This window comes from Cyanothece sp. BG0011 (assembly GCF_003013815.1).
GTDB lineage: Bacteria > Cyanobacteriota > Cyanobacteriia > Cyanobacteriales > Microcystaceae > Crocosphaera.
In genome coordinates this window covers 1-12,479 of record NZ_PRLH01000112.1, presented here as the reverse complement: position 1 = coordinate 12,479, position 12,479 = coordinate 1, and the positions used below count along the sequence as shown (strand labels likewise).

At 37.6% G+C, this 12,479-nt stretch carries 13 protein-coding genes; 2 read left to right on the top strand and 11 right to left on the bottom strand.

The annotated features are described in order from the left end of the window. Positions 1-89: 89 nt before the first annotated feature. From C4E06_RS15010 to C4E06_RS15000, 4 genes are all read right to left on the bottom strand, one after another. Complete coding sequence (locus C4E06_RS15010) at positions 90-335, bottom strand: hypothetical protein (RefSeq protein WP_198648704.1); 246 nt, start codon at positions 333-335, stop codon at positions 90-92. Between the two features lie 213 nt (positions 336-548). Next, a complete protein-coding gene (locus C4E06_RS29225) occupies positions 549-671 on the bottom strand; it encodes a hypothetical protein (protein ID WP_087591386.1) in 123 nt (40 codons plus the stop codon). 149 nt (positions 672-820) lie between these two features. Further along, on the bottom strand, positions 821-1,732 hold the full coding sequence (locus C4E06_RS15005; protein WP_107668803.1) for a mechanosensitive ion channel family protein: 912 nt from the start codon (positions 1,730-1,732) through the stop codon (positions 821-823). Between the two features lie 189 nt (positions 1,733-1,921). Beyond that, positions 1,922-2,356 carry a DUF29 domain-containing protein gene (locus C4E06_RS15000; protein ID WP_232826258.1) on the bottom strand — a complete coding sequence of 145 codons (435 nt, stop codon included), beginning with the start codon at positions 2,354-2,356 and terminating at the stop codon, positions 1,922-1,924. Between the two features lie 14 nt (positions 2,357-2,370). On the opposite strand from C4E06_RS15000, the gene C4E06_RS14995 reads away from it, so the two are divergent. Beyond that, positions 2,371-2,703, top strand: coding sequence for a hypothetical protein (locus C4E06_RS14995; RefSeq protein WP_107668802.1), 333 nt, complete (start codon positions 2,371-2,373; stop codon positions 2,701-2,703). A gap of 40 nt (positions 2,704-2,743) precedes the next feature. Here the strand turns inward: C4E06_RS14995 and C4E06_RS14990 are convergent, their stop codons facing one another. From C4E06_RS14990 to C4E06_RS14970, 5 genes are all read right to left on the bottom strand, one after another. Further along, positions 2,744-3,766 carry a D-alanine--D-alanine ligase gene (locus C4E06_RS14990; protein ID WP_107668801.1) on the bottom strand — a complete coding sequence of 341 codons (1,023 nt, stop codon included), beginning with the start codon at positions 3,764-3,766 and terminating at the stop codon, positions 2,744-2,746. Between the two features lie 37 nt (positions 3,767-3,803). Then, the gene (locus C4E06_RS14985; protein WP_107668800.1) at positions 3,804-5,222 is read right to left on the bottom strand and encodes a sodium/proline symporter; all 1,419 of its coding nucleotides are present in this window, start codon (positions 5,220-5,222) and stop codon (positions 3,804-3,806) included. 81 nt (positions 5,223-5,303) lie between these two features. Further along, positions 5,304-6,629, bottom strand: coding sequence for an ATP-grasp enzyme (locus C4E06_RS14980; protein WP_107668799.1), 1,326 nt, complete (start codon positions 6,627-6,629; stop codon positions 5,304-5,306). An 85-nt stretch (positions 6,630-6,714) separates the two neighbouring features. Beyond that, a complete protein-coding gene (locus tag C4E06_RS14975) occupies positions 6,715-7,548 on the bottom strand; it encodes an O-methyltransferase (RefSeq protein WP_107668798.1) in 834 nt (277 codons plus the stop codon). Between the two features lie 13 nt (positions 7,549-7,561). Then, on the bottom strand, positions 7,562-8,884 hold the full coding sequence (locus tag C4E06_RS14970; RefSeq protein ID WP_107668797.1) for a sedoheptulose 7-phosphate cyclase: 1,323 nt from the start codon (positions 8,882-8,884) through the stop codon (positions 7,562-7,564). A gap of 385 nt (positions 8,885-9,269) precedes the next feature. On the opposite strand from C4E06_RS14970, the gene gntT reads away from it, so the two are divergent. After that, positions 9,270-10,637 carry a guanitoxin biosynthesis MATE family efflux transporter GntT gene (gntT, locus tag C4E06_RS14965; RefSeq protein ID WP_107668796.1) on the top strand — a complete coding sequence of 456 codons (1,368 nt, stop codon included), beginning with the start codon at positions 9,270-9,272 and terminating at the stop codon, positions 10,635-10,637. A 102-nt stretch (positions 10,638-10,739) separates the two neighbouring features. On the opposite strand, the gene mddA is transcribed toward gntT, so the two are convergent. Together mddA and C4E06_RS14955 are read right to left on the bottom strand one after the other, a co-directional pair. Then, the gene (gene mddA, locus C4E06_RS14960; RefSeq protein WP_107668795.1) at positions 10,740-11,507 is read right to left on the bottom strand and encodes a methanethiol S-methyltransferase; all 768 of its coding nucleotides are present in this window, start codon (positions 11,505-11,507) and stop codon (positions 10,740-10,742) included. 52 nt (positions 11,508-11,559) lie between these two features. Beyond that, positions 11,560-12,420 carry a NifU family protein gene (locus C4E06_RS14955; RefSeq protein WP_107668794.1) on the bottom strand — a complete coding sequence of 287 codons (861 nt, stop codon included), beginning with the start codon at positions 12,418-12,420 and terminating at the stop codon, positions 11,560-11,562. Between the last annotated feature and the right edge of the window lie 59 nt (positions 12,421-12,479).

Sequence of the window (12,479 nt, the reverse complement as noted above, 5' to 3'; positions counted from 1 at the left end):
GGCAAAACTAAATTCCTCAAAGTCAAGAACCGTAACAGTAATGGCATCCCCAATGGCTAAACGATAGAGATTAAACTGTTCTGAGGTTCTCACATCAAATAAAGGAGGTTGATCGGTCCTGGGGGAATATCTTCGTCTCGAAAGGTTTCGACAGGAGACTCCTCCACCTCAAGGAGATCAATTTCTTCTTGAGCTAAACTAGCAGGTACTAGGAAACCTTGTATTACACCCCACCCTAAAATCCCGTAAGAACAACCGTAAAATATTGAAGCTAACAAAGGTAACCTCGATATTTTTTTTCGGGCTACTTTAGATCCCTTTTGATGATATACCATTGTTTTCCTCACACCACACACAAAATACTCAAATTTTAGGATAGATCAAATTTGTGGTGATTGGTGATAATGCTCTAATTTCTGGGCTTGATAATTCGTGATACCTGTCTTTAGTCCCCAAATGGTGTGTGAGTTGATGAGGTAACAGTGGGATGGACATTTAGGCAGCGATCTCGAAGAGATCCGCTTTGCGCTGCGCTTTAATCCTAGTCATTAATGGGCTGAACCATTGCCGTCGTAGTTATCAGAGTCATAAAAGCCGTTTTTCGTGCCAAAAAATAAACAAGACACGGTAAATAAAGCGGTTAAAACGACTAAAATTAATTTAACATCCATAATTGATTGTCTCCTCACTTGAGTCTTCTGATTATTATTTTATAATATCTCTTTCTAAATGACAGGGTGACAATTTCCACTAGAAAATTTAATTTTTTCTGTTGCTATGGCCTTTTAGATCAGCTTAAATAGCCATAGCAAATATAGATTTAGTGATGATTAGCGTATTCCTTAGAATCGTTAGATTCTTGAGCTCCGTTAGGAAGATAATCATTATAATCGTGTTGATCGTAATGATAAACCGTACGAATGGGATAAGGAATATTGATATCCGCTGCGTCAAAAGCTGCTTTAATGGCGATAATGGTCTTACTTTGAATTCGTCTTACTACTGCTTGAGATGGGGCTGTCCAATAGCGGACAATTAAATCAATAGAACTATCCCCAAAACTAACTAAATCAACTTCCGGTTCAGGACTTTCTAATATACCTTGAATATCATCAACGGTTTTTAATAAAATGGATTTTGCTTGAGGTAAACTGGTGTTATAATCGACTCCAACCCCTAGATCAGTACGACGATAATTAAAAGCGGTTCTTACTTGAACTGCACTGGTAAATACGGTAGAATTGGGCAATAACACCCTTTCCCCTTGATAGGTTCTGATTTGTGTGGTACGAACACTTATGGCTTCTACTGTGCCTTCATACTCTCCTACGATAATTTGATCATTGATACGAAAGGGTTCTTGTGCCAATAATAGAATACCGGCTAAAAAGTTCTTGAAAATGTCTTGGAAAGCAAAACCAATGGCAACGGAACTGAGTCCCAATGTAGCAATAATATCCCCTAATCTTAATCCAGGAAAGGCAACAACCGCAGCAAAAAGAATGCCAGCAACCCAAACTAATACATGGGTTGTTTTTGCTAAAAGCAGTTGTAATGAATTACTTTTAATGGTTTGTTCCCCAATCTTACTGACTAACCTGCAAATAAAGTCGGCGACAAATTTGGTTAAAATGAGAATGATAATTGCAGCTAAAACTGCGGGTATACCTTTGATAGCACTAGCAATAAGGTCATTTATGCTGTTGAAAATTGTGTCTACAATTTGATTCATTGATCTTCAGAAAATATTTATGACGTTTTTAAAGATAATTTTCTATTATCTTAATAGATTTTTCCCATAGATGCAACGTGAAAATAATCAATACTAACGAATGGAAGTCTTATTTAATATTTTTGTAAGGGCTTAATATTATTAAGCCCCTACTGAAGTTTAACTTATAATTAGTAACTTTTGCTTGCATTATTCTGGTAAAAACTCAAAATCAAGAACTTGTTCAGATGTAAAAGGACATTTTTTAGGGAATACCGAGGAAGATAAAGCTGTTTTTTGAATTGCCCTTAACCTTGCTTTTTGATACATTCTATCAAACTCTTGTTTATAATAATTATAAAGAACTTTTGACTCTAATAAATCCTCTAATTCATCTCGAAAGTTATCAATTTCATCTCGCCAACCTTTAGCACATCTTTCTTTTTCTGCAACCCAGTAACCATAAAGAAGTAAATGAATAAAAAGTTTTTTTAAATAACTTCTTACTTTACGTCTTTGTTCGTTTCCCAATGCTTCTATTTCCTCAATTAAATGTTCCCAGTCTAAATTTTTGACATCTTTATGTTTTAGTTGCTCAACTGTCTCATCAACCCTATCATCAAGAAGTTGAAAGTGAAAAAACAATACAATTAGAATATTTGAATATATATTTTCAACAAAAACATCAAGAAATTGATGAATGGGCAAGTTATGAGCATAAAAAATTAGACTATTTTGATCCAGGAGATGATGATGGACATTACTATATTGATCAAGAAGCAAAAGAAAAACATGACTTGCTTGATGAACAAGAATATTATGAAGCAAGCTATATAGATCAAGAATTCGATAAAGAACATTCAATACTTGAACAAGGAGAATTTTGGGAAGAAGAGAATTTTATCCGTTCAAACAATGAAATTTATAATGCTATTGAAGGAAATGAACGTTTGTCACCTTCTAATCCCTTTCTAACATTATTGCTTGATTAATCTATAAATAATTAAGGTGGGCATTGCCCACCCTACCGTTTTATTTGAGGGTTTCTTTGATGGTTATTTCTAATAGTTCATCTAAAGAAATGCCCTTCGCTTCTGCCATCATGGGGATAACACTTTTCGGGGAAAAAGAACAGTATAAACCAGCTTCTAAAAACCAGGGTTGTCCTTGGGGATCGATACGAAAATCAAATAAACTATAATGACGACAACCTAATGCTTGATGACATTGTTTGGCTATTTCTTGAACCCGTCGAGTTACAGGATCATTACTGTCAACTATCCAAGCTTTTTTCTTATCTTTGGCCGCATAGGTTAATTCCCCTGCATCATCTTTTTTTAGTTTATCCTCATAGTTACGAATAGGATTATTTTCAGTATTAACGGCATATTCTTCTAAGGGTAAACTAATTAATTCACCTTCTTTTACAATGGTTCCACATCTCACTTCTCTTCCCAGTTCGATATATTCTTCTACTAATACTTGATCGGCATATTCAAAGGCTTTTTTTAGCCCTGCGTCATATTCGTCCATTGTTTTAACCAATGTTACCCCTAAAGAGTTATCGGAGTTGTCCGGTTTAATAACTACCGGCGGCCGTATGTTTGGGGTGTCGCCCTGGCGTAAAAGTTCCCCGTAAGGGACTTTAACCCCCATTGAACGGACGATCGCCTTAGCTTTGGCTTTGTTTGCGGTTAAGGCCATTAACTCGGCGGTATTGCCCAAATAAGGGATGTTGAGAAGATCCAATAAACTGCGATACTGCGTCATTCCTGGAACACAAAACATCTGAGGTAAGGCTAAGTCAATATTTTGTTCTGTGATCCACTGGATAGCTTGAGAGAGGGATAACGGTTTAGCCACACTAATGTCTTGGCGACTTAACGATGCAGGAAAACGCCACAAGCGATCGGGGGTAATATAAGCAATAAAAAATCTATAGCGCGAGGGTTTTGCTGTTGCTGCAATGCAGTCTTTAGCATAAAGACGAGATAAGTCGCAATAAAACTGATTTTCGGCTGAACCGACTAAATGCAGAATATTAAGAACTGACATAGTTAAATCTCCTGATTAATAGTTAAAAATGAATTAATTAAGTTACTTTTCCCTGTTTCCTTACCAACCAATACACGCCATAAACAGCCATTCCTGCAACCATACCGGGTAATACTTCGTAGACGATATCGGAGAGGTTAAGGACTAAATTCCAGATCAAGGCGGTGGCAATACCTACGATCATCATTGCGATCGCCGTTATGGTATTAACTGGTTGTTGCCACACTTTCACCAGTAACAAAGGTCCCAACCCAGAGGCTAAGGCTGACCAAGCAAAGGTAACTAAGGCGAAGACATTATTATCTCCTGCTAAGGCCATGACTAAAATAACCGCAGTAACGGTTAACGTGCCGATTTTAGCGAAATTATAAGATTGAGACATTCCAGGGAAAACGTCTTGAGTTAAGGCTGCAGAACAAGATAAAATTTGTGAGTCTGCCGTAGACATGGTTGCAGAAAATAGTCCGGCTAAGATCAACCCCACTAAAACAACCGGTAACAACTCCAAAGAAAGATAGGGTAAGGCTAACTCTGGATCGCCAGAAGTCAGTAACTCAGGTAATAACACCCTAGCGGTTAAACCAATACCCAACGCAGAGAAAGAGTTAGTTAAGCCTAAACTCAATTTTAAGTTTCTGGCGAAAGCAATATTTTTCGGTGAGTCAATAGCCATGGCCCGGACCATAATATGAGGTTGGCCGACGACTCCAAACCCGGCCACGATCCAACCAATAAGGAAAGGTATGAAGCCTAACGGTAGAGACTGAGGGCTAAAATTAGTTAAATTTGGATCAATTTGATTTAAAGATGCCCAAAGATTGGAAAAACCACCACATTGAATAATTGCGATCGCCAATAATAACAATAGGGACCCGAACATTAATATACCTTGTAGGGCATCAGTCCAAATGGATGCACGAATACCCCCAGAAAAGCAGTAAATGACCACAATAACCGTCCCGACGATAATCCCTAGGTTGTAGTTCCAGCCAAACACTGCATTTAAAGCTTTACTACCGGCTACCAGTTGGGCTGCTGCGTAGGAACCGAGAAAAACAATGGTAATAATGGCAGAAAATAAGGCAATTAGGCGATATCCTTTAATATTTTTGCCTAAAAAGCTCGAAACCGTATCCGATGCTGTGGCTTCAGACTGTTCTCGCAAAGGTTGAAAAACGAACAACCAAGCGAGATAATCGCCGATCGCCCAACCAATAATTAGCCACATGGCGGAAATGCCGATATTATAAGCAAAACCGACTTGTCCGATGAATAATAAGCCACTTTGCCCGGTTGCCATAGCTGAGAGGGCAGTTAACCAAGGGTTAACCTGACGACTGGCTAATAAATAATCAGTAGTAGTGGCTTGTTTCTTAGTAGCTGAATAGGTTCCTACTCCTGTAAATAACAGCAGAAAAAAGATAAAAGTTATGATGATGCCAATTTGATCAACCATTATTCTTTAGAGTACAGAGTTAAGAAAGAATGTTTAAATTTAATTTAATTCTAAATTCTACATTCTAAATTCTACATTCACCTAATCGCCACCAATCTCTACCAATTTACCAATATTAAAGTCAATTTTAACCCAATCTTTTAACTGGACTAAATTTTGCAGTAATAATAAGCTAATTTGCCAATGAGGAACCATTAAGAAAGGCAAAGGATCATTGAATTGAAAAATAGCATCTGTGCCTGTTGTAATATTCTTGATCCAAGCTTGAAAATCAGATAAAGAACGAATGCCAGTCAACCGCCAAACCTCATGATATAGCCAATAAGTGGGCTTACTCTCAGCTAAAGGAGTGATGGGTTTATCTCCTGTTTCACCATCATTCAGATAAGCATTAGCTACCCCTGGATGATTATAAAACATAGTAATAGCGGAGTGAGTTCTAGGGTTACATTCAATGGGGTAAATTGTACCATCTTCTGACTGAATAAAATCAAAAGAAATTTGTCCACTTAGATTTAATTCCTTGACAAATATTTCAACCCATGTGTAAATCTCTGGCTTATCAATATGTTGGTAATTTACCTGAAAATGAGAGGATTCTGAACAGCAATGAAGTCTTATTTTTCCCTTTCTAACGGTGCTATGGGTACAGTATTCTCTCCCTGTAATAAATTCTTGCATCGTCCAGGGATTATCTTTAGTAATGGGTAAACTTTTAACATAGTCTTCCATTCCTACAAAGGGAAGTTTTGTCATATCTAAGCGAGAAACAGAGTCATATTTAATACTTTTTAAAAGATACTTTCTCCCTTGATTCTTTTCAAAGTCAAACTCTAGTATTTCTTGAGGATCAGTTATTAAAAAAGCTTGCGGTGCAGATAACCCTAATACCTCTGCTTGTTGACATAATTCAAACTTATCATCTAACATCTTTGTTGTGTTAGGTTCAAAGTGCATTATTTCACAATAAGGGGTTAATAAACTACCAGCAACTGAATCATAATAACTGGCAACAGGACTAGAAACAGGAATAAAAATATCAATGTTTTCTTTTTGAACAATATTTAATAGTCCTTGATAATAGCCGGCTGGATCTTTTTCTGGTGCGTCAACGGTATAAAATCCTTTGACAGCATTAGAAAAACGATGTCCTGATAACCAATATTTATGGGTTTCAACTAAATAAACCTCATGACCAGCTTGATGAAAGCAACGGGCAAGTTGCAACGCTTTGGTCATTTTACCCCCAGTTAAAAGGACTTTTTTAGGAGTTTTATTAACCTGTCTTTGAGAAAAAGGAGACGTAACCCAACCAATAATAAGAGACAAAAAAACAATAGTTATATTAATGGGAAAAGCAATTAAAAGTAATCCCAATGTACCGATGGTTTTGAAAAAAGCAGTCATTATTTTTTTCTAAATTTCTTGTTAGCAAAAATGTCTGTGTAGGGGTCAACGGCCGTTGACCCCTACAGCATTATTCATGATTCAACTATTTTCGTCGAATGAGGGTTAACCCATCGCGCAGGGGCAATAATACCTGTTCCACACGGTCATCATTCGCCACAAAACGGTTAAACTGAGCGATCGCTTCTCCGTTAGCTGTGCGTTGTTGCGCTGGTAAATAGGGCTGTCCTTGCAACAAAGTATTATCCACGCAGATAATGCCCCCAGAAGCCACTAAATTGCGCTCTAACAGCAGTTTAAAGTAGTCAATGTACTCGGTCTTATCGGCATCAATAAACACTAAATCAAAGCATTCTTGAGCCTCTGCTAAGGCTTGCATGGTTTCCAATGCAGGAGCCACTTTAATGTCAATTTTGCGCCCATGTTCCGACTCATCAAAACAAGCGCGAGCAAAGTCTGCCACATATTGATCCACTTCGCAAGCGATAACGCAACCATCTTCCGGTAACGCTTCGGCCATCGCTAAAGCAGAATAACCAGTAAACATTCCTACTTCCAGGATACGTTTTGCACCCATCATCGAAACAAACAATTTTAAAGTTTGTCCTTCAATGTGGCCCGATAACATTTCCTGTTCTAACTGACGGACCGTTGCACCGTCGGAAAACTGCTTACTCCAGTCTTCTTGTGCCGTTTTTTGGGCTAAGTTGGCTAAAGCGGCGGATTCTTCGGTAGTACAGTCATCTAGATAGGGATCAATGCCTGATGCTAAGGCTTCCACCTCTTGTAATGCGGTCAATAGAGAAGCCGAAACTTCTTCATTTTCAGCCAATTTACGGACATTTTCTAATTTTTCCACTAGAATGCCTAAAGGCGTGACCGGTCTAGCCGTCGGTGGAGTGGTTAATAATTGACTCATCTTTTAATCCCTCCTATGCTAAACCAAGATCGCTGAGATACATTTCCTTGCCTTCTCCCCCAGATGGCAAGGAAACACACAACGTCTTATGGTTATTCACTGCTTGTTGTAGTAACCCGGATGAAACTTCTTGAGCAAAGTCACATTCTCCAATCCCTGTGGGTAATGGGGCCCAAAGTCCACCTTCTCCACGCTTACGGCGCATATTTTTCTGTCCTTCTAACATGATGTCCATGTCTTCGATGATGGGATGGAATACAGATAAGCCGATGGAACTACATAATGCGATAATGCGATCGCGATCTTCTGGAGATAACCAACCCATTTCTGTGGCTAAACTGGCACCAAAGGCCATCCCGATAGAAACCGCATGACCGTGCATTAACTTGGCTGCTGGTTCAAAACGAGGACTCCAGGTGTGTCCGTAAGCATGGGGACGATCTTGATAGGTTTCAAACATATTTGTCCCTTCATGCTTCATATAGGAGAATAAAGCCCGATAAATCACTTCATCAGCGATCTCTTGTAGGTCCTCATCCCCGTCTAAGGTAGCAAAATGAGTCTCTAATAAACGAGTGCCGTATTCTTCCATTAATTCAAATAAAACAGGGTCATCGGTAACCGCCATTTTAATAATTTCAGCCATTCCGTTACGAATATGACCGGTGTCTAAGGTACGGAAAAAGGTACGATCAACTAAGGTGAGAACAGGAGGATGATAAACCCCCATACTATTCTTAAATTGACTGCCGTTGGTACAGGTACGAGGAGACGGACCCGCATCAATGGCAGCAACCACCGTAGTTCCGATCATAATATAAGGGGTGCGACGGTGTTGCAATGCACAAGCTAACCCGGCCACATCACTTAATACGCCGCCACCAATAACTAAAACGGGTTCGTTACGGGAAACATCACACCCATCTTTCCCGAGAAAGGCTAATAAGTTATTAACGGTTTGGGGAGTTTTATCGGATTCCCAGGCACGACAAGGCAGTAATTCCAAGGGAATTTCATGATACTCGAAATAACGACGTATTGCTTCCCCATACAGTTCGTCAACGGTAAGATCAACAATGGCAACGCAACGACCACGACTACTATAAATCTCGGCTAAGGTTGGGTTATCGATGTTTAAGATTTCGTTAACTAACTTAACCGTTGCTTTTAAGTTATAACTGGCTGATACTTCAAAGGAACGATTATCTCCACTAGCGACAATTTCACCATGTCCTGTATACCATTCCGAAGTACGGTATTTTACAGGGTGATTGAACTGAATAATCTGATTAGACTTAGAAACAGTCTTATCAGTCAACGGTTTTGCTTGAACCATAGTTATCCTTGCGTATGCGCGTATGATGTATGTGATATTTATGAAAAATTGCGTTTCCTGAGATCAGGAATTACAAGCTCGATTTGAGCGTTGTCACACAGGCATTGTAACAAGATGTTAATCAAAAGTAAACTTTTCTAAAGAAATAGGTTTTTTTTCTCATAAAGCGGTACAAGTGCATTTGAGTATGTGTACTCATCGCTTACTCATTGCCCATTGCCACCCCTTCTAACTCCCCCTTTTGTTAGGGGAGAACCCTTGCCTATTGCCTAGTAGTGTTATAGTTGAATAATTAAGCAAAAATTAATTATCATTATCATCAACCCATAGAATCAATAAACCTATGGATTTTTAAATTTACATAAAAGCTTATTACAAGGAATATATGGAATCTTCTTTTAAGATAGTTCATCTAGAAGCCTATAAGAATCGTTTTCTAGAATTTTTAAACTTACCTTCTTTTTCCTGGCGTTTTCTCCGTTTAGCTTCCATTAATATCTTATCTAATTTAATGGTTCCTATTGCTGGTTTACTCAGTATCACTTTTTTAGGCCATTTACAGGATATTCATCATTTAGCCGGGGTAACTTTAGCCACGATTATTTTTAATTATCTTTATCGTGCCTTGGGATTTTTACGCACTAGCACAACGGGAATAACTGCGCAAGGAATGGGACGAAAAGACTCTCAAGAAGTTTTATTAGTGCTGCTAAAAAATGGACTATTAGCCTTAAGTTTAGGATTAATTATTTTAGTTTTACAGTATCCTTTAAGGTGGATAGGATTTAATTTAGTCAGTGCTGCCCCTTTAGTTAAAGCCTCTGCTCAAGCTTATTATGATAATCGTATTTTGGGCGCACCGGCTGCTTTACTTAATTTTGTTCTCATTGGTTGGTTTCTAGGAAAAGAACAAAGTAGTAAAGTTTTGTGGCTTTCTATTATTGGTAATGGGGCTAATGTTATCCTGGATTACTTATTAATTATTCGTTGGGGTTTAGACAGTGGTGGGGCTGGTTTGGCCACATCTTTGAGTCAGATTATTATGTGTTTATTTGGGGTTCTTTTTGTAGCACTCGATATTAACTGGAAAGAAGTTAAGCAAGTGATTAAAAAGCTTTCTTTTGAACAGTGGAAAGGGAATTTAATGTTAAACCGAGATTTATTTATTCGGACATTGATTTTATTATCTGCTTTCTCTTTATTTACCAATGTTAGTTCTGCCATGGGAACTCTAGTTTTAGCAGAAAACTCGGTATTATTACAAGTCTTTTCTTTAGTGGTTTATTTTATTGATGGTTTAGCCTTTGCCACTGAATCTTTAGCCGGTAATTTCAAAGGACAAGGCATTAAAAAACAGTTAATGCCTTTACTTAAGTTTTCGGCAGGTCTAAGTTTTATCTTAGCGTTAATGTCAGTTTCCCTTTTAGTTTTATTCCCTGAAACGTTATTTAGTTTATTAACCAATCACACTGAAATTTATCCTTATCTGACATCTCATGTTATTTGGTTATTACCGGTACTGGGTTTTGGTTCCATTGCTTTTATTTTAGATGGGTATTTTATCGGTTTAGCTGAAGGTGTGATGTTACGAAACACAGCTTTAGGGTCAACATTTTTGGGGTTTGTTCCCGTAGCTGTTATCGCTTGGCATTACAATAGTAGTAACTTATTGTGGTTAGCTTTATCATTATTTATGGCAACCAGAGTTCTCTTATTAGGGTTAAAAGTTCCTAAGACATTAGAAAATGTATAAAACTAAATCTCAATACAACTGTTAACTTTCTCAGGTTAGATTTAGGTTTCACCCTCTATCTAACACACCTCCTGCCTTCTGCCTTTCAACTCCTGCCTTCTTTTAAGATTTTTTACCAATAAAAGGAATTAACATAGGCACTTGACGACGATAATTTTGATATTTTTCTCCATGAATATCAACTAAGTCTTTTTCCTCTAATTGAATAGCCACTAAAATATAAATAGTCGTCACTAAAGCAAAGGCAAGATGAGAAACTGTCATGATAGGAGTCATCCAAAATACGAGAAACCAACCCACATATAAAGGATGACGAACATATTGATAAAAGGCAGGGGTTTTAAACTTTAATGGAGTATAGTCTTTTCCTTCAAAATAAAGATAAACCTGTCGCAGTCCAAATAAATCAAAATGATTGATTAAAAAAGTAGACACCAGAACAATTATCCAACCTAACGCAAATAGAGAATAAAAGATAATTTGTGCGACTAAATTATCAAACTGCCAAATTGTCATACCAATGGGTCGCCATTGCCAAAAAACAAGGATTAAAGCTAAGCTAGAAAATAAAACATAGGTGCTTCTTTCCATCGGTTTAGGAATTAACTGTGTCCACCAAGCTTTGAATTGTTTACGGGCCATCACACTATGTTGTAACGCAAAAATGCTCAACAAACCCACATCAATTAATAAAGCAGTGACTAATGATTCTTGACCATTAGAATCAAGGGATTTTCGTAAAAAAATATTACCAATAAAACCCACAGCATAAGCGCAAGTTAAAAGGAAAGCAAAATAACAAAAGACACCATAAAGCAGAACAAAAACTCTACTTAAGAAACTGCTGTTAAAAGTTTGTTGCTGTTGCATGATTCATTACCATCCATCAAGTTTATCTGAAACAAAAAACTATAACTGATAACTAAGCAATTTTAACTAACACTTTTTCCTGCTTTCTTTTAACGGGATAAGCTTCAAGAAATATTCCTGGAGAAGTGAGACATTCCCCTGTTTCTAAATGATACTGAAACCCATGATGTAAACAGGTCAAAATACCATTTTCTACCTTTCCTGTATCTAATGGCATGGCTAAGTGCATACAACTGTTACGATAACCTTTAACTATGTCATCTTTCCTCACTAAAATTAACTTTAACCCCTCAATTTCTAAAGGTAAGATTCCCCCGTTAGGAATTTCATCAACCCTAGCTAAAGCAACCCAACCAGCGTCTTGAGAACTGCTAAAAGGACTCTCTATTTTTTCCCCTGTATAAGTAACTGTATTATTGACAGAGATAACGTTTTTAATTTCAGGACAATAGGTTTTTATCGCTTGTTCTACCCCTTGTTTCATGGTTAGTGTAGAAGCCGGACAATTACTACAAGTTCCTATTAATTTGACTTCTACCGTATCAGGTAATTGAATAGCCACTAATTCCACATCACCGTGATGACTTTTTAACCCTGGCCGTACTGTTTCTAAAGCTTGTTGGATACGTTGTTCTAACGGGGGTGTCGGGGGTTTAATTAACTCATGATAGCGTAAGAGTCCATAGACTAATTCATCTTGTACCGCCTCTTTTAATGCCGGTAAGGCTTCTTTTTTTAGGGTTTTAATGAGACGGGTTAAAGCTTCTTTGTGTAAGTTTTCAATGGCTTCTTTTAACCGTTCCACTGCAACCTGTTGATTTTTATCCCATTGACTAACAATTTCTTCGTAACGGCTAATTTCTTCAATTAATTGTTCTAAAGTTTGTTGCTTTTCTGTTGTTAATTGTGTCATTTTTTTAAATACTTAAAAAACTTAAAATAGTCTAAAAGTAGGGTGGGCAAAGTTTAATA